At 68.3% G+C, this 13,974-nt stretch carries 25 protein-coding genes; all 25 read right to left on the bottom strand.

Annotated elements, in window-relative coordinates; all coding sequences use genetic code 11:
- Nucleotides 1-202: 202 nt before the first annotated feature.
- The 25 genes from AB0N03_RS15295 to tuf all read right to left on the bottom strand — a co-directional run bounded on the left by AB0N03_RS15295 (nt 203) and on the right by tuf (nt 13,938).
- Nucleotides 203-835 carry a LysE family translocator gene (locus AB0N03_RS15295; RefSeq protein ID WP_364370952.1) on the bottom strand — a complete coding sequence of 211 codons (633 nt, stop codon included), beginning with the start codon at nt 833-835 and terminating at the stop codon, nt 203-205.
- A gap of 44 nt (nt 836-879) precedes the next feature.
- Nucleotides 880-1,908 carry a hypothetical protein gene (locus AB0N03_RS15290; protein ID WP_364370949.1) on the bottom strand — a complete coding sequence of 343 codons (1,029 nt, stop codon included), beginning with the start codon at nt 1,906-1,908 and terminating at the stop codon, nt 880-882.
- Nucleotides 1,909-1,965: 57 nt separating this feature from the next.
- Entirely contained in the window at nt 1,966-2,598 is a 633-nt protein-coding gene (locus AB0N03_RS15285; RefSeq protein ID WP_364370946.1) for a hypothetical protein, read from the bottom strand.
- Between the two features lie 100 nt (nt 2,599-2,698).
- Nucleotides 2,699-3,145, bottom strand: a complete 447-nt coding sequence (gene rplO, locus AB0N03_RS15280) for a 50S ribosomal protein L15 (protein ID WP_364370943.1) — start codon at nt 3,143-3,145, stop codon at nt 2,699-2,701.
- Nucleotides 3,142-3,327: a 50S ribosomal protein L30 gene (rpmD, locus tag AB0N03_RS15275; RefSeq protein WP_155548877.1), complete on the bottom strand. Its 186-nt coding sequence runs from the start codon at nt 3,325-3,327 to the stop codon at nt 3,142-3,144. The genes rplO and rpmD overlap by 4 nt, the downstream gene beginning before the upstream one ends.
- 1 nt (nt 3,328) lies before the next feature.
- A complete protein-coding gene (gene rpsE / locus AB0N03_RS15270) occupies nt 3,329-3,976 on the bottom strand; it encodes a 30S ribosomal protein S5 (RefSeq protein WP_328445515.1) in 648 nt (215 codons plus the stop codon).
- 34 nt (nt 3,977-4,010) lie between these two features.
- Complete coding sequence (rplR, locus tag AB0N03_RS15265; RefSeq protein ID WP_364370940.1) at nt 4,011-4,409, bottom strand: 50S ribosomal protein L18; 399 nt, start codon at nt 4,407-4,409, stop codon at nt 4,011-4,013.
- A gap of 2 nt (nt 4,410-4,411) precedes the next feature.
- The gene (gene rplF, locus AB0N03_RS15260) at nt 4,412-4,951 is read right to left on the bottom strand and encodes a 50S ribosomal protein L6 (protein WP_285482331.1); all 540 of its coding nucleotides are present in this window, start codon (nt 4,949-4,951) and stop codon (nt 4,412-4,414) included.
- Nucleotides 4,952-4,967: 16 nt separating this feature from the next.
- Entirely contained in the window at nt 4,968-5,366 is a 399-nt protein-coding gene (gene rpsH / locus AB0N03_RS15255; RefSeq protein ID WP_020643211.1) for a 30S ribosomal protein S8, read from the bottom strand.
- 91 nt (nt 5,367-5,457) lie between these two features.
- The gene (locus AB0N03_RS15250) at nt 5,458-5,643 is read right to left on the bottom strand and encodes a type Z 30S ribosomal protein S14 (RefSeq protein ID WP_284745392.1); all 186 of its coding nucleotides are present in this window, start codon (nt 5,641-5,643) and stop codon (nt 5,458-5,460) included.
- A 4-nt stretch (nt 5,644-5,647) separates the two neighbouring features.
- Nucleotides 5,648-6,211, bottom strand: a complete 564-nt coding sequence (gene rplE, locus AB0N03_RS15245; protein ID WP_284745391.1) for a 50S ribosomal protein L5 — start codon at nt 6,209-6,211, stop codon at nt 5,648-5,650.
- Nucleotides 6,211-6,525, bottom strand: a complete 315-nt coding sequence (rplX, locus tag AB0N03_RS15240; protein WP_364370935.1) for a 50S ribosomal protein L24 — start codon at nt 6,523-6,525, stop codon at nt 6,211-6,213. The genes rplE and rplX overlap by 1 nt, the downstream gene beginning before the upstream one ends.
- Nucleotides 6,525-6,893, bottom strand: a complete 369-nt coding sequence (rplN, locus tag AB0N03_RS15235; protein WP_004558867.1) for a 50S ribosomal protein L14 — start codon at nt 6,891-6,893, stop codon at nt 6,525-6,527. Before rplN ends, rplX begins: the two co-directional genes overlap by 1 nt.
- A gap of 90 nt (nt 6,894-6,983) precedes the next feature.
- A complete protein-coding gene (rpsQ, locus tag AB0N03_RS15230; protein ID WP_284745390.1) occupies nt 6,984-7,262 on the bottom strand; it encodes a 30S ribosomal protein S17 in 279 nt (92 codons plus the stop codon).
- Entirely contained in the window at nt 7,259-7,504 is a 246-nt protein-coding gene (gene rpmC, locus AB0N03_RS15225; protein WP_285482328.1) for a 50S ribosomal protein L29, read from the bottom strand. Before rpmC ends, rpsQ begins: the two co-directional genes overlap by 4 nt.
- The gene (gene rplP / locus AB0N03_RS15220; protein ID WP_004558864.1) at nt 7,504-7,923 is read right to left on the bottom strand and encodes a 50S ribosomal protein L16; all 420 of its coding nucleotides are present in this window, start codon (nt 7,921-7,923) and stop codon (nt 7,504-7,506) included. The genes rpmC and rplP overlap by 1 nt, the downstream gene beginning before the upstream one ends.
- Before the next feature lie 3 nt (nt 7,924-7,926).
- Nucleotides 7,927-8,769, bottom strand: a complete 843-nt coding sequence (gene rpsC, locus AB0N03_RS15215) for a 30S ribosomal protein S3 (RefSeq protein ID WP_364370931.1) — start codon at nt 8,767-8,769, stop codon at nt 7,927-7,929.
- The gene (gene rplV / locus AB0N03_RS15210; protein ID WP_364370928.1) at nt 8,769-9,182 is read right to left on the bottom strand and encodes a 50S ribosomal protein L22; all 414 of its coding nucleotides are present in this window, start codon (nt 9,180-9,182) and stop codon (nt 8,769-8,771) included. Before rplV ends, rpsC begins: the two co-directional genes overlap by 1 nt.
- Nucleotides 9,183-9,210: 28 nt before the next feature.
- Entirely contained in the window at nt 9,211-9,492 is a 282-nt protein-coding gene (gene rpsS / locus AB0N03_RS15205; protein ID WP_026468892.1) for a 30S ribosomal protein S19, read from the bottom strand.
- 18 nt (nt 9,493-9,510) lie between these two features.
- Complete coding sequence (gene rplB, locus AB0N03_RS15200; RefSeq protein WP_364370926.1) at nt 9,511-10,347, bottom strand: 50S ribosomal protein L2; 837 nt, start codon at nt 10,345-10,347, stop codon at nt 9,511-9,513.
- 15 nt (nt 10,348-10,362) lie between these two features.
- Nucleotides 10,363-10,674: a 50S ribosomal protein L23 gene (gene rplW / locus AB0N03_RS15195; protein WP_003102087.1), complete on the bottom strand. Its 312-nt coding sequence runs from the start codon at nt 10,672-10,674 to the stop codon at nt 10,363-10,365.
- Nucleotides 10,671-11,360, bottom strand: coding sequence for a 50S ribosomal protein L4 (gene rplD / locus AB0N03_RS15190; protein WP_364370924.1), 690 nt, complete (start codon nt 11,358-11,360; stop codon nt 10,671-10,673). The genes rplW and rplD overlap by 4 nt, the downstream gene beginning before the upstream one ends.
- On the bottom strand, nt 11,357-12,013 hold the full coding sequence (gene rplC / locus AB0N03_RS15185; protein ID WP_364370922.1) for a 50S ribosomal protein L3: 657 nt from the start codon (nt 12,011-12,013) through the stop codon (nt 11,357-11,359). Before rplC ends, rplD begins: the two co-directional genes overlap by 4 nt.
- Before the next feature lie 31 nt (nt 12,014-12,044).
- Nucleotides 12,045-12,350, bottom strand: coding sequence for a 30S ribosomal protein S10 (rpsJ, locus tag AB0N03_RS15180; RefSeq protein WP_003102098.1), 306 nt, complete (start codon nt 12,348-12,350; stop codon nt 12,045-12,047).
- A gap of 394 nt (nt 12,351-12,744) precedes the next feature.
- Entirely contained in the window at nt 12,745-13,938 is a 1,194-nt protein-coding gene (tuf, locus tag AB0N03_RS15175) for an elongation factor Tu (protein WP_364370920.1), read from the bottom strand.
- Nucleotides 13,939-13,974: the final 36 nt, after the last annotated feature.

Here is a 13,974-nt window from a genome sequence, read left to right as displayed (position 1 = left end):
CCGGCAGGAACACACAGCACTACTGGCACGCAAGCCAGGAACGCTTCGGGGCACACTCGTCCCGAAGCGTGTCGCCGACTCTAACAGCTTCACAGGGCGTGTCCGCAGTGCGTGTGCGTTTTCCGTACCAAGGTTGCTCCGGCGGGTTGATCCACATCGCCGTCTTGCCCGTAATCCTTGACACACGAGGACAAGAACGGGATCAAGCGCTCGACGTCGCGAGCACGCCGGCGAGGCCGACGAGGACCACGCCGGTGCCGCGGTCGACGTTGCGCCGGGCCCGCCGCGTGAGCTCGACCGACTTCACCGCGGCGCCGACGCCGACGTACACCGAGCCGGCCAGGAACTCGGCGAGGAGGTAGACGCCGCCCAGCAGCGCGATTTGCGCCGAAAATGGTCCGTGACCTGCGTCGATGAACTGCGGGACGAACGCGGTGAAGATGAGGATCGCCTTCGGGTTGGTGATCGCGACGCCGAATTCCTTGCGCGCGACGCGCCACGCCGTGGCCGGTGCCGTGGTCGTCCGGGCGGCTTCGGGTTCGCCGTCCGCGCGCCGGATGGTGGACCACAGGATCCGCACGCCGAGGTAGAGCAGGTAGGCCGCGCCGGCCCACTTGATGATCGTGAGGGCGGTCTCGGACGCGGCCAGCAGCTGCCCCAGCCCGGCCGCGACGGCGGTGATCAACAGGGTGAACGCGGTCAGCCGGCCGAGCAGTCCGGCGAGGCCGCGGCGGACACCGTGCGTCATCCCGTGGTGGAGACCGAGCAGGTTGTTCGCCCCTGGCGTAAGCGCGATGAGCACGGACGCCCCGAAGAAGACCAGCAGCCACGACACGACGACCACCTCCGGTCCCCACGGTAGCGCCGGGGGCGAGCGGGTTATCCGGATTGCCGGGGTTGTTCGGGTTCGTCCGGCGGCAGCACTGTGATGGCGACGCCGGTGGGCGGGGTCGGGGCGTCGGCGTAGGCGAGGGTCGGATCGGCCCAGTCGTCATCGACGCGCCGCCAGGCGGGCAGGTAGGCCAGCACGGCCGCGACGGCGACCAGGACGGTGGCCCCGATCAGCAGCCACATGCCGGCCGCGGTGATGACTTCGAGGTCCAGGTTCTCCGCCATGTCGGACCACCCGACACCGCTCATGCCGACGGTGGTGACGACGCCGGCGGTGAAGAAGGCGCCCGCGGCGATCAGCCACCGGCCGCGCTCCGGCCGCGAGAAAGCCGTGAAAGCGGCGGCGGCCAGCACCAGGGCGGCGAGGATCAGCGGGATGCCGACGGGCGAGCCTCCCTGGTCGACGGCGTCCTGCCCGGGGATTTCGATGCGGCGGCCCCAGGCGGTTTCGGTGATGGTGAGCTGGGCTTCGAAGGACCGCTGCCGGACGCTGACGTGCTGCTGGAGCCGGACGAGGGGGAAGAAGAGGCCGCCGACGGTCATGAGCGCCGCGACGGCGGTGAGGAGGGGCGGGAGGAAGCGGAGGAGGCCGGAAGGGGGGTTTGCGGCTGCCGCCGTGGCCGGGATCGGTGCGGGCCCGGCGGCTGGGAGGGGCGGAGGGACGGCGGTGGCTCCGCCGGGCAGTTCGGCGACCGGGAACGGCAGTTGTGCGGGCGGGTGGGGTGCTCGCGTGGCCTGGGCCGGGAAGGCGAGCGGATCGGCGGACGCCGCTGCGGTTGCGGCCGGGTAGGCCGGTGGAGCAGCAGGCAGCGGCGTGGCTTCCGTCGGGAAGCTCAGCGGATTCGCGGGCGGCGACGCGGCTTGCCCCGGAACAAGCGGGTCAGCAGGCGCGGCTTCCGCCGGAACAGGCGATGCGTCGACGGGCGAGGCGACCTCGACCGGAAAGCTCAACGGCGACTCCGCGGCCTCGGACGGCGGGCCCGGCCGCTCGGGCGGCTCCTGCGACGGTCTGTCCACCCTGTGATCCTCCGTCCGGATCCGCGCCACGGCAAGGAAGGCCACGAACCTGTCCGGTCAGTCGTCCGCCGGGGGAAGCACCGTGATCGAGACCCCGGACGGGGGTGTCGTCGTGTCCGCGAACGCCACCGCGGGATCCGCCCACTCCGGGCGGCCCGCGGGCGGGCGGCGGTGGCTCAGCACCGCGGCCGCGGCGGCGGCCACCACCGCCGCCAGGAGCACCCACAGGCCGGCCAGGAAGGTCATCTCCGTCTGGGGCGGGCCGTCGTCCAGGAGGCGGCGGGCGCTCTGCATCCCGATCGTGCAGACCGCGCCGGCCAGGAAGGCCGCGGCGCCGAACGTCGTCGCGCTCGCGGCCGCGCCCGGGTGGCGGGTCGCCGCCTGCCGGATGCCGAGGACCAGCGCCGCCAGGAGGATCGCGCTCGCCAGCAGCAGCGGGAGCCCGAGCGGCGCGGACGGCGAGCCGATCTCCGCCTGGCCCGGGAACGTGAAGTCGATCCGCCAGGCGCTCACGGTCGTCCGCGCGACCCCGCCCGTCTCCCAGCCGACCGGCTGCTCGGTGCGGTAGAACGGCAGGAAGGTCCCGGCGACCGTCAGGGCGAGGGCGAGCGCGACGAGCCCAGGCGCCAGGAAGGCACCGCCACGACGAGCCCGTGCGGGCGATACCGGCGGTTCAGGAGTCAGGTCCACCCCCGCGATCCTTCCGCCGGGACGCGGCGGCCACAAGCGAACCCGGGAACGCCGATGGCCCGCCTGGCGAACCAGGCGGGCCATCGGAGGAAGAACGAGCTCAGTTGGTGGTGGCGGTGCCACCGGCCGCTTCGAGCTTCTCCTTGGCGGAGCCGGAGAAACCGTCGGCGGTGATGTCGAGCTTGACGCCGTTCAGGTCGCCGTTGCCGAGGACCTTGACGAGCTTGCCCTTGCGGACGAGACCGTTCGAGGCGAGCTCCTCGACGCCGACCTTGCCACCGTCCGGGAAGACGCGGGCGATGTCGCCCAGGTTCACCGGCTGGTACTCGGTACGGAAGCGGTTCTTGAAGCCGCGAAGCTTCGGGAGCCGCATGTGGATGGGCATCTGCCCACCCTCGAAGCCGGCGGGCACGTTCTTCCGGGCCTTGGTGCCCTTCGTACCGCGACCGGCGGTCTTACCCTTCGAACCCTCACCACGACCGACGCGCATCTTCTCGCGCTTCGCGCCCGGAGCCGGACGCAGGTGGTGGATCTTGATGGCCGTCATGCCTTGACCTCCTCGACCTCCACCAGGTGGCGGACGGTGTGGATCAGGCCGCGCACCTGGGGGGTGTCTTCCCGCACGACGCTCTGGCGGATCTTGCGCAGCCCGAGGGTGCGCAGCGACTCGCGGTGAGCGTGCTTCGTGCCGATCTTGCTCTTGACCTGCGTGACCTTGAGCTCAGCCATGTCAGACCCCCTGGCCCGCGCGCTGGCGCAGCATCCGGGCCGGCGCGACGTCCTCGAGCGGGAGACCGCGGCGGGCCGCGACCTCTTCGGGACGCTGCAGGCCCTTCAGGGCCGCCACGGTCGCGTGCACGATGTTGATCGCGTTGTCGGAGCCGAGCGACTTCGACAGCACGTCGTGGACACCCGCGCACTCCAGCACGGCGCGCACCGGGCCACCGGCGATGACGCCGGTACCGGCGGACGCCGGGCGGAGCAGCACGACCCCGGCGGACGCCTCACCCGTGATCGGGTGGGGAATGGTGCCGCCGACGCGGGGAACGCGGAAGAAGTTCTTCTTCGCTTCCTCGACGCCCTTGGCGATCGCCGCGGGAACTTCCTTGGCCTTGCCGTAGCCGACGCCGACCTGACCGTCACCGTCACCGACGACGACGAGGGCGGTGAAGCTGAAGCGACGACCACCCTTGACGACCTTGGCGACGCGGTTGATCGTCACGACCTTCTCGAGGTGCGGGGTCTTGTCCTGGCCGGCCCCGCCACGGCCGCTGTCGCGCCGGTCCCGGCCGCCACCGCGACGGTCATTGCGGTCGTTGCCGCCCTGCCCGCCGGGTCCGCCCTGTCCGCCGCCGAATTGCCGTGTACGTCCCGGCATCAGGCTTTCCTTCCGTTAACAAGCTTCTGCATCGTCAGAACTCCAACCCCGCCTCACGGGCGGCGTCGGCGAGCGCGGCGATGCGGCCGTGGTAGGCGTTGCCCCCACGGTCGAACACCACAGCCGAGATCCCGGCGTTCTTGGCACGCGCGGCGACGAGTTCCCCGACCTTCGCGGCCTTGGCCTTCTTGTCGCCCTCGAGTGCCCGGACGTCCGCCTCGAGGGTGGACGCCGACACCAGCGTGTGGCCGACCAGGTCGTCGATGACCTGCACGGCGATGTGCCGCGAGGACCGCTTGACGACCAGGCGGGGACGCTGCTCGGTGCCCGAAACCTTCTTGCGGAGCCGGAAGTGCCGACGGGCCTTCGCGACGCGGCGGCGGGTCGAGATGTCCTTGCCCACCGGCTTGCGCTTCGTAGTCGTGTCGCTCATGATCACTTACCCGTCTTTCCGACCTTGCGGCGGATCTTCTCACCCTCGTAGCGCAGGCCCTTGCCCTTGTAGGGGTCCGGGCGCCGCAGCTTGCGGATGACGGCCGAGATCTGGCCGACCTTCTGCTTGTCGATACCGGAAACCGAGAACCGGGTCGGGGTCTCCACCTTGAAGGTGATGCCCTCCGGCGCCTCGATCTTCACCGGGTGCGAGTAGCCGAGGGCGAACTCGAGGTCCGAGCCCTTGGCCTGCACGCGGTAACCGACACCGTGGATCTCGAGCTTCTTCTCGTAGCCCGCGGTCACACCCACGACCAGGTTGTTCACCAGGGTGCGGGTGAGGCCGTGCAGGGCCTTGCTGGTGCGCTCGTCGTCCGGGCGCTTCACCAGCAGGGTGCCGTCGTCGTCGCGCTCGACCGTGATCGGCTCGGCGATGGTGTGCTCCAGGGTCCCCTTGGGGCCCTTGACGCTGATGTGCTGACCATCGATGGTCACCTCGACCCCGGAGGGGACGGCGACCGGCAGCTTTCCGATGCGTGACATGTCTGTGCCCCCTTCCTTACCAGACGTAGGCGAGGACTTCGCCGCCCACGCTGTTGCGCTTGGCCTGACGGTCCGTCTGCAGCCCCGAAGACGTCGAGATGATCGCGACGCCGAGGCCACCGAGAACGGACGGCAGTTCGGTCGATTTTGCGTAGACCCGCAGACCCGGCTTGGAGACGCGCCGGAGGCCGGCGATGCTCCGCTCGCGGTTGGGGCCGTACTTGAGTTCGACGACGAGGTTCTTGTGCTTTTCGCCCGGCTCGTCGTGGTAGCCCGCGATGTAGCCCTCGCGCTTGAGGATCTCGGCGATGTTCGCCTTGAGCTTCGAGTGCGGGAGCTTGACCTCGTCGTGGTACGCCGAGTTCGCGTTACGCAGACGCGTCAAGAAGTCTGCGATGGGGTCGGTCATCGTCATGGTGACCTGTCAACCTTTCTCGCCCTGGTTCCCCGCCGCCCGGTGAAGGGCGGCAGGGCCTGTGGCGAAGTGGGAGTTAAAGAAAAAACTCTTACCAGCTGGACTTGCGGACGCCGGGCAGTTCGCCCGCGTGCGCCATCTCGCGAAGGCAGATCCGGCAGAGCCCGAACTTGCGGAACACGGCGTGCGGGCGGCCGCACCGCTGGCAGCGGGTGTAGCCGCGCACGGCGAACTTCGGCTTCTTCGCGGCCTTGTGGACCAGTGCTTTCTTGGCCATCGGCTCAGTTCTCCTTGAACGGGAAGCCGAGCTTGCGCAGCAGCGCCCGGCCCTCGTCGTCGTTCGTGGCGGTCGTGACGACGGTGACGTCCATGCCGCGCGGGCGGTCGATGGAGTCGGGGTCGATCTCGTGGAACATCGACTGCTCGTTGAGACCGAACGTGTAGTTGCCGTGGCCGTCGAACTGCTTGGGCGAAAGCCCGCGGAAGTCGCGGATACGCGGCAGCGCGATGGTCAGCAGCCGGTCGAGGAACTCCCACATCCGGTCGCCGCGCAGCGTGACGCGCGCACCGATCGGCTGGCCCTCGCGCAGCTTGAACTGCGCGATGGACTTGCGGGCCTTCCGGACCTCGGGCTTCTGGCCGGTGATCAGGGCGAGGTCCTTGACCGCGCCCTCGATCAGCTTGCTGTCGCGGGCGGCGTCACCGACGCCCATGTTCACGACGACCTTCACGACGCCCGGGATCTGGTGGACGTTGACGAAGGAGAACTCCGCCTGCAGCTGGCCCTTGATCTCTTCGCGGTAGCGCACCTTGAGGCGCGGCGCGACCTTCTCTGCGGTGGTCATCAGATGTCCTTACCGTTCCGGCGCGAAACCCGGACCTTCTTGCCGTCCTCGCCGAAGCGGTAACCCACCCGGGTCGGCTTGCCGTCCCCGTCGACCACCATCACGTTCGAGACGTGGATGGGGGCCTCCTGGGTGACGATGCCACCGGACTGCGCACCGCGCTGGGTCTGGGTGATCCGCGTGTGCTTCTTGATCCGGTTCACGCCCTCGACCAGCACGCGGTCGCGCTCCGGGTAAGCCTGGATGACCTTGCCCTTGGCGCCCTTGTCCTTGCCGGCGATGACGACGACCGTGTCGCCCTTCTTCACCTTCATCACAGCACCTCCGGCGCGAGCGAAATGATCTTCATGAACTTTCGGTCGCGCAGCTCGCGGCCCACCGGGCCGAAGATGCGGGTGCCCCGGGGCTCGTTGTCGTTCTTGATGAGCACGGCGGCGTTCTCGTCGAACCGGATGTAGGAACCGTCCGGACGACGACGCTCCTTGACCGTGCGGACGATGACGGCCTTGACGACATCGCCCTTCTTCACCCCGGCGGCCGGGATGGCGTCCTTCACGGTGGCGACGATGATGTCGCCGATGCCGGCGTAGCGCCGCCCGGAACCACCGAGAACGCGGATGCAGAGGATTTCCTTCGCACCCGTGTTGTCGGCTACCCGAAGCCGCGACTCCTGCTGGATCACGTCAACTCCTGTATGTCGCGCCGGTTCTCGCCCGCTTGTGAGGTCCACATTGGCGAGCCTTGCGGAACTAAGGACTCCGAAGAGCCCTGCTTACTTGGCCTTCTCCACGATCTGCACCAGGCGCCACCGCTTCGTCGCCGACAGCGGGCGGGTCTCCATCAGGGTGACCCGGTCGCCCACGCCCGCCTCGTTGTTCTCGTCGTGCACCTTGACCTTGGTGGTGCTGCGGAGAACCTTCGAGTAACGGGGGTGCTTCTTGCGGTCTTCGAGCTCGACCACGATCGTCTTGTTCATCTTGCCCGAGACGACGTAGCCCTCGCGAACCTTGCGGTCGTTCCGGGCCGGCGTCTCGGAGGTGGGCTCGCTCATGCGGCACCTTCACTCTCGGAGTCGGGGGCAACGGACAGGCCGAGTTCGCGCTCGCGCATGACCGTGTAGATCCGCGCGATGTCCGTACGGACGGTGCGCAGGCGGCGGTTGTTGTCGAGCTGGCCGGTCGCCATCTGGAAGCGGAGGTTGAAGAGCTCCTCCTTGTATTCCTTCAGACGCAGGACGAGCTCTTCCGCGGTGAGCTCACGCAGCTCCGATGCCAAGGCACCTGCGTTCGCCATCAGAACTCACCACCTTCACGGGTCACGATGCGGCACTTCATGGGCAGCTTGTGGATCGCGCGGCGGAGCGCCTCGCGGGCGGTCTCCTCGTTCGGGAACGAGATCTCGAACATCACGCGGCCCGGCTTCACGTTGGCGATCCACCACTCGGGCGAACCCTTACCGGAACCCATGCGGGTTTCGGCCGGCTTCTTGGTCAACGGGCGGTCCGGGTAGATGGTCGTCCACACCTTGCCACCACGCTTGATGTGACGGGTCATGGCGATACGAGCGGACTCGATCTGCCGGTTCGTCACGTAGCTGTGCTCAAGCGCCTGGATGCCGTACTCGCCGAAGCTGACCTTCGTGCCACCCTTGGCGGCGCCGTGGCGCTTCGGGGAGTGCTGCTTCCGGTGCTTGACCCTGCGCGGGATGAGCACGTCTCAGCCCTCCGTCTTTTCTGCGGTCTCGGTGGCCGGGGCCGCCTCGGTCGTGGCGGCCGCGGCGGCGCGACCGGCTTCGGTCGAGGTGGCGGTCGTGCCCGACGCGCCGGAACGACGCGGGCGGGCCGGCCGGTCGCTGCGGTCACGGTCGCCGCGACCGCCACCGCCACGCGGCGCACGCTCGGCGGCGTCACGGGCTTCGCGAGCCTTCAGGCCACCGACGAGCTCACCCTTGTAGATCCACACCTTGACGCCGATGCGACCGAACGTCGTCTTGGCCTCGAAGAAGCCGTAGTCGATGTCGGCGCGCAGCGTGTGCAGCGGGACGCGGCCATCGCGGTAGTGCTCGGAGCGGGACATCTCGGCACCGCCGAGACGACCGCCGCACTGCACGCGGATGCCCTTGACCTGCGGCGAGCGCATGGAGGTCTGGATCGCCTTCCGCATCGCGCGGCGGAACGCCACGCGGTTGGAAAGCTGCTCCGCGACCGCCTGGGCGACCAGCTGGGCGTCGGCCTCGGGGTTCTTGACCTCGAGGATGTTCAGCTGGACCTGCTTCTTGGTCAGCTTCTCCAGCGCGCCGCGGATCCGGTCGGCCTCCGCGCCGCGGCGGCCGATGACGATGCCCGGCCGGGCGGTGTGGATGTCGACGCGGACGCGGTCACGGGTGCGCTCGATCTCGACCTTGGAGATGCCGGCGCGCTCCATGCCCGTCGCCAGCAGCTTGCGGATCTTGACGTCCTCGGCCACGTACTCGGCGTACTGCTTGTCGGCGTACCAGCGCGACTTCCAGTCCGTGGTGATACCCAGGCGGAAGCCGTGCGGGTTGATCTTCTGGCCCACTACCGGCCACCTGCCTTCTTCTTGCTCTGAGCCTTCGGCGCGACGGCCGGACGCGACTCCACCTCGACGGTGATGTGGCTGGTCCGCTTGCGGATCCGGTACGCACGGCCCTGGGCCCGCGGCCGGATGCGCTTGAGGGTCGGGCCCTCGTCGGCGTACGCGTTCTTGACCCAGAGGGTGTCCGGGTCCAGCTGAAGGTTGTTCTCGGCGTTGGCCACGGCGCTGGCGAGCACCTTCGCGACCGGCTCGCTCGCCGCCTGAGGGGCGAAACGGAGCACGGCCAAGGCGTCGGCGGCGCTACGTCCCTTGATGAGCTCGATGACCCGGCGCACCTTGGTAGGCGAGTCCCGGACGAAGCGAGCCCGCGCGTAAGCCACAGGCAGAGCCTCGGCCACGTCGTTCTGGGCGTTCATCGCTAGTTCCTTGATCTCTCGTGCCCGCTCAGCGGCGGCGCGACTTCCGGTCGTCCTTGATGTGACCCTTGAAGGTCCGAGTCGGGGCGAACTCCCCCAGCTTGTGACCCACCATTGCCTCGGTGACGAACACCGGGACGTGCTTGCGGCCGTCGTGCACCGCGATCGTGTGACCCAGGAAGTCCGGGATGATCGTGGAACGACGCGACCAGGTCTTGATCACGGTCTTCTTGCCCGACTCGTTGAGAACGTCCACCTTCTTGAGCAGGTGGTCGTCCACGAAGGGGCCCTTTTTAAGGCTACGTGGCATGTTCTTCTACCTCCCTGCTCAGCGCTTGTTCTTGCCGGTACGGCGGCGGCGGACGATCATCGCGTCGGATGCCTTGCGGCGACGCGTGCGGCCCTCGGGCTTACCGTTCGGGTTGACGGGGTGACGACCACCGGACGTCTTGCCCTCGCCACCACCGTGCGGGTGGTCGACCGGGTTCATCACGACACCACGGACCGTGGGGCGCTTGCCGCGCCAGCGGTTACGGCCCGCCTTGCCCCAGTTGATGTTGGAGTGGTCGGAGTTCCCGACCTCACCGACGGTGGCGCGGTTGCGCACGTCCACGTTGCGGATCTCACCCGAGGGGAGACGCAGCTGGGCGTACGGCCCGTCCTTGGCGACGAGCTGCACCTTCGCGCCGGCCGACCGCGCCATCTTCGCGCCGCCACCGGGGCGGAGCTCGATCGCGTGGATCACGGTACCGACCGGGATGTTGCGCAGCGGCAGGTTGTTGCCCGGCTTGATGTCGGCCCGGGGGCCGTTCTCGACCGTGTCGCCCTGCTTCAGCTTCTCCGGCGCGATGATGTAGCGCTTCTCGCCGTCGGCGTAGTGCAGGAGCGCGATACGAGCGGACCGGTTGGGGTCGTACTCGATGTGCGCGACCTTGGCGGGAACGCCGTCCTTGTCGTTCCGGCGGAAGTCGATCAGCCGGTACGCACGCTTGTGGCCACCACCCTTGTGCCGGGTGGTGATCTTGCCCGACGAGTTGCGCCCACCGGTGCCGCTCAGCGGACGCAGCAGCGACTTCTCGGGAGTCGAGCGGGTGATCTCGGCGAAGTCCGAGACGCTCGAACCGCGACGACCCGGGGTCGTCGGCTTGTACTTGCGGATGCCCATTGTCAGCTCAGTCCTTTACGCGGTGGGTCCGCCGAAGATCTCAATCGCCTTGCTTTCGGGCGAGAGAGTCACGATGGCGCGCTTGGTGTCCTTGCGCTTGCCGAAGCCGGCGCGAGTCCGCTTCCGCTTGCCCTGCCGGTTGGCCGTGTTGACGCTGACCACCTTGACGCCGAACACCTTTTCGACCGCGATCTTGATCTGGGTCTTGTTGGCGTCCGGACGGACGATGAACGTGTACTTGTGGTCCTCGAGCAGCCCGTAGGACTTCTCGGAGATGACCGGCGCGAGCAGGATGTCGCGGGGGTCCGGAATGGCGACCGAACTCACTTCTCGTCACTCCCTTCCGTGACCTCGCCCGACCGCGCGGAAGCCTTGACGGTCTTTCCGCGGGCGGGGCCGGCGACGAACGCGTCGTACGCGGCCTTGGTGAACACGACGTCGTCGTTGACCAGCACGTCGTAGGTGTTGAGCTGGTCGGCCCAGAGCAGGTGCACCTCGGGGAGGTTCCGCAGGGAGACCCAGCTGTACTCGTCGTCCCGGTGCAGCACCACGAGCACGCGCTTCGCCTGCGTAACCGCGGCGAGAACGGCCTTGGCGGCCTTCGTGGACGGCTTCTCACCCGACACCAGCTCGGTGACGATGTGCAGCTGGCCGGCGCGCGCCCGGTCGGAGAGGGCGCCACGCAGAGCGGCGGCCTTCATCTTCTTCGGGGTGCGCTGGGAGTAGTCACGCGGCGTGGGGCCGTGGACGACGCCACCGCCGACGAACTGCGGCGCACGGGTCGAACCCTGGCGGGCACGGCCGGTGCCCTTCTGCCGGTACGGCTTCTTGCCGCCACCGCGAACTTCACCGCGGGTCTTGGTGTCGTGCGTGCCCTGGCGCGCGGCGGCCTGCTGGGCCACCACCACCTGGTGCATCAGCGCGACATTGGCCTGCACGTCGAAGATCTCCTCGGGGAGGTCCACGGTGCCGTCGGCTTTACCGGCCGGGGTCTTCAGCTCGACGCTTGTCATTCGGAGTTACCACCCTTCGCGGCGCTGCGCACGAACAGCAGGCCGCCCTTGGGACCGGGCACGGCGCCCTTGATCAGCAGCAGGCCGTCCTCGGCACGCACCGCGTGCACGGTCAGGTTCTGCGTGGTGACGCGGTCAGAGCCCATCCGGCCTGCCATGCGCACACCCTTGAAAACACGGCCCGGGGTGGCACAGCCACCGATCGAGCCCGGCCTGCGGTGCACGGCCTGGGCACCGTGGCTCGCGCCCTGGCCCTTGAAGCCGTGGCGCTTCATGACGCCCGCGTAGCCCTTGCCCTTGCTGGTACCGGTCACGTCGACCTCGACGCCGGCGGCGAACACCTCGGCGGTGATCTCCTGCCCGATCTCGTAGGTCTCGGCGTCGGTGGTGCGCAGCTCGGCGAGGAACCGGCGCGGCGTCACGCCCGCCTTGTCGTAGTGGCCGGTGCGCGGCTTGTTCACCTTGCGCGGGTCGATCGCGCCGAACGCCAGCTGCACGGCCGTGTAGCCGTCCTTCTCCTGCGTCCGAACCTGGGTCACCACGTTCGGACCGGCCTTCACGACGGTGACCGGGACAATCCGGTTCAGTTCGTCGAAGACCTGGGTCATGCCGAGCTTGGTGCCCAGGATGCCCTTCATTTGCCTGTCAGACATGAGTCTCTTATCTCCGCCGCTCGCCCAACGCTTACTGGATGTTGACGTCGACGCTCGCCGGCAGGTCGATGCGCATGAGCGCGTCGACCGTCTTCGGCGTCGGGTCGAGGATGTCGATCAGACGCTTGTGCGTGCGCATCTCGAAGTGCTCGCGCGAGTCCTTGTACTTGTGCGGCGAGCGGATGACGCAGTAAACGTTCTTCTCGGTGGGCAGCGGCACCGGCCCGACAACACGGGCTCCGGTGCGCGTGACCGTTTCCACGATCTTGCGCGCCGAGGTGTCGATCGCCTCGTGGTCGTAGGCCTTGAGCCGGATGCGGATCTTCTGTCCCGCCATGGTGGCTGCTCGTTCCTTGTCGTCTCGTGCCGCTATCTCACAAAACCCGGCCCCGGTGTCTCCACTTTGGCCTGGGTTTCCGCAGTTCAACGGCCCTGTCCCCGGTCCACGCGGTCGGGCGTGTCGCGCCCGACGCACAGACGGATCCCGCGGGATCGTCGTCTTGCCTGGTCTTCCTCAACGTGAGGAGGCTATGAGCCGGCTGCCCGTCTCACCGCCTTTGCCCGCTCGCCTCACCCGAAGGAAAGTGCTCCGCGGACCGTGGCCACTCGCGCCAGGGCGGCCGGACCCCAAAGGGGATCGGCCGCCCCAGGACGAGCAACCTGAATAGTGTCGCACACGTGATTTGACGCCCCTGACCCGGGGGTGTATTGCCCCCGGGCCGGCGCCTGAATCACTTGATGATCTTGGTGACCTGACCCGCACCGACGGTGCGGCCACCCTCGCGGATGGCGAAGCGCAGGTTCACGTCCATCGCGATCGGCTGGATCAGCGCGACCGAGATGTCGGTGTTGTCGCCCGGCATGACCATCTCGGTGCCCTCGGGGAGGGTCACGACGCCGGTCACGTCGGTGGTGCGGAAGTAGAACTGCGGGCGGTAGTTGTTGAAGAACGGGGTGTGACGGCCACCCTCGTCCTTCGACAGGATGTAGACCCGGCCCTCGAAGTCGGTGTGCGGGGTGGTGGTACCCGGCTTCACGACGACCTGGCCGCGCTCGACGTCCTCGCGCTTGATACCGCGGACGAGGAGGCCGACGTTGTCGCCCGCCTGGCCCTGGTCCAGCAGCTTGCGGAACATCTCGACACCGGTGACAGTCGTCTTGGTCGACTTCTCCTTGATGCCGACGATCTCGACCTCTTCGTTCACGTTGACCACGCCACGCTCGACGCGGCCGGTGACGACGGTGCCACGACCGGTGATCGTGAAGACGTCCTCGATCGGCATGAGGAACGGCTTGTCGAGCTCGCGCACCGGGTCCGGCACGTTGTCGTCGACGGCGGTCATCAGCTCGAGAACGGCCTCGGCCCACTTCTCGTCGCCCTCGAGGGCCTTGAGGCCCGAGACGCGCACGACGGGGGCGTCGTCGCCGGGAAACTCCTGCGAGGACAGCAGCTCGCGGACCTCGAGCTCGACGAGCTCCAGGATCTCCTCGTCGTCGACCATGTCGGCCTTGTTCAGCGCGACCACGATGTAGGGCACGCCGACCTGGCGGGCGAGCAGCACGTGCTCACGGGTCTGCGGCATCGGGCCGTCGGTCGCCGCGACCACGAGGATCGCGCCGTCCATCTGAGCGGCACCGGTGATCATGTTCTTGATGTAGTCCGCGTGACCGGGGGCGTCGACGTGCGCGTAGTGACGCTTCTCGGTCTGGTACTCGACGTGCGAGATGTTGATCGTGATGCCGCGCTGCTTCTCTTCCGGCGCGTTGTCGATCTGGTCGAACGCCCGGGACTCGTTGAGCTCCGGGTACTTGTCGTGCAGAACCTTGGTGATCGCCGCGGTCAGCGTGGTCTTGCCGTGGTCGACGTGACCGATGGTCCCGATGTTGACGTGCGGCTTGCTCCGCTCGAACTTCGCCTTCGCCACTGGAATGTCCTCCTGGACTGATTTCGCTTTGTGCTC

This window comes from Amycolatopsis sp. NPDC051061 (assembly GCF_040682935.1).
In the GTDB taxonomy this organism is placed as follows: domain Bacteria; phylum Actinomycetota; class Actinomycetes; order Mycobacteriales; family Pseudonocardiaceae; genus Amycolatopsis.
Note: the sequence above shows the minus strand (reverse complement) of the source record. Positions and strands in the feature narration are given on the sequence as shown.